Annotated in this window: 2 protein-coding genes; both read left to right on the forward strand. The window is 72.7% G+C overall.

The annotated features are described in order from the left end of the window. The first annotated feature begins 194 nt into the window (after positions 1-194). Positions 195-1,169 (forward strand): ATP-binding cassette domain-containing protein, encoded by a 975-nt coding sequence (locus ACIQOV_RS39270; RefSeq protein WP_401055667.1) that lies wholly within the window; start codon positions 195-197, stop codon positions 1,167-1,169. Between the two features lie 40 nt (positions 1,170-1,209). After that, entirely contained in the window at positions 1,210-1,974 is a 765-nt protein-coding gene (locus ACIQOV_RS39275; RefSeq protein WP_401055668.1) for an ABC transporter permease, read from the forward strand. Positions 1,975-1,991 lie beyond the last annotated feature (17 nt).

Below are 1,991 nucleotides of genomic sequence, written 5' to 3' on the forward strand. Positions count from 1 at the left end.
CACCCCCGGACCGCCCCGCCCCGGCCCGGAAACGCCGCCCCTTAGCAGACCGGCCGAGGGTACGTCCATTGGTCTAGGCCATTGTTTCCGGGGCGGGGTTCGCCCTAGGGTGTCGCAGCGGCACCGCCCTCCGCAGGTGCCGGGCCCCGCCTTTCCAGGTGCCGTGGCAGCCCATCCCCGCACGGGAGTTCCGGTTGATCGAGACCGCGGGACTGCGCAAGTCCTACCGCAAGAAGACCTCCCGCCGCAGCGGCGAGAACCCCACCGTCGACGCCGTCCGCGGCATCGACCTGTCGGTCGCCGCCGGCGAGATCTACGGCTTCCTCGGCCCCAACGGCGCGGGGAAGACCACCACCCTGCGCATGCTGGCCACCCTGATCCGCCCGGACGGCGGACGGGCCACCATCGCCGGGGCCGACCTGTTCACCGACCCCGCCGGGGTCCGCCGCCGGATCGGCTACGTCGCCCAGGGCGGCGGCACCACCGACCACGTCAGCGGCCGCGAGGAGCTGGTCCTCCAGGCCCGGATGTACGGCGCGGCCAAGGCCCAGGCCGTCCAGGCCGCCGCGGACGCGCTCAAGGCCTTCGACCTGGCCGAGTTCGGCGACCGCCCGTGCGCCACCTACTCCGGCGGCCAGCGCCGCCGGGTGGACATCGCGCTCGGGGTGATCCACCAGCCCCGGGTGCTGTTCCTGGACGAGCCCACGGTCGGACTGGACCCGGCCAGCCGGGCGCACGTCTGGGAGGAGATCCGCCGGCTGCGCACCGAGGGCATGACGGTGGTCGTCACCACCCACTACCTGGACGAGGCCGACGCGCTCTGCGACCGGGTCGCCATCGTCGACCACGGCCAGGTCGTGGCCGAGGGCACCCCCGAGGCGCTCAAGCGCGAGATCTCCGGCGACGTCGTCCTGGTCGGACTGGACGCCGCGGAGGCCGCCTTCGAGCGGGCCGCCGAGGTGCTGCGCCCGCAGCCGTACCTGCACCGGCTGGAGCAGAACGGCGACGAGGGGCTGCGGCTGTACCTGGAGGACGGCGCCGCCGCCATTCCCCGGCTGCTGCGCGCCCTGGAGGCGGCGGGCGTGACGCCCGGCACCGTGCAGCTCCAACGGCCCAGCCTGGACGACGTGTTCCTGGCCCGCACCGGCCGCTCGCTGCAGCAGTCCTGACCCCGTACCGCCCGGACCCGCACAACTCCCTGGGGAGACCGTGAAGCTCGCCCGCGACACCTGGCTGGTCTTCCACCGCCAGCTGCTGCTCATGATCCGCACCCCGATCTGGATCGCCGTCGGCATCATCCAGCCCGTGTTCTACCTCCTGCTGTTCGCCCCGCTGCTGAAGAAGGTGCTCGCCCCGCAGGGCGCCGGCAGCTACGCCGACGCCTACCAGGTGTACGTGCCGGGCCTGTTGGCGGTGCTGTGCATCTTCGGCGGACTGTTCACCGGCTTCAGCCTGCTCGGCGAGCTCAGGGCCGGCATCATCGAGCGCTCCCGGGTGACCCCGGTGAGCCGGCTGGCGCTGCTGCTGGGACGGGCGCTGCGGGAGATGGTGGCGCTGCTGGTGCAGGCCGTTCTGATCACCCTGATCGCGCTGCCGTTCGGGCTGCGGGTGAACCCGCTGAACCTGCTGCTCGCCTACCTGCTGCTGGGCCTGCTGGCGCTGATGACCTCGGCGATCTCCTACGGCATCGCGCTGATGGTGCCGACCGACGCGGCGATGTCGCCGGTGGTCAACACCATCGCGCAGCCGATCGCGCTGCTGTCGGGGGTGCTGCTGCCGCTCACCCTGGCGCCCGGGTGGCTGCAGCAGGCGGCCAGGTGGAACCCCTTCTACTGGGCCGTGGAGGGCATGCGCGCGCTGTTCTCCGGGCACGCCGGGGACAGCGTGGTGTGGCAGGGACTGCTGGTGGTCGTCGTGATGACCGTCCTGGCGGTGTACTGGTCGGCCCGGCTGTTCTCCACCCGGGTGCGCTGACCGACGAATGGCGGAGG

This window comes from Kitasatospora sp. NPDC091257 (assembly GCF_044757675.1).
Lineage (GTDB): Bacteria > Actinomycetota > Actinomycetes > Streptomycetales > Streptomycetaceae > Kitasatospora > Kitasatospora lactacystinica.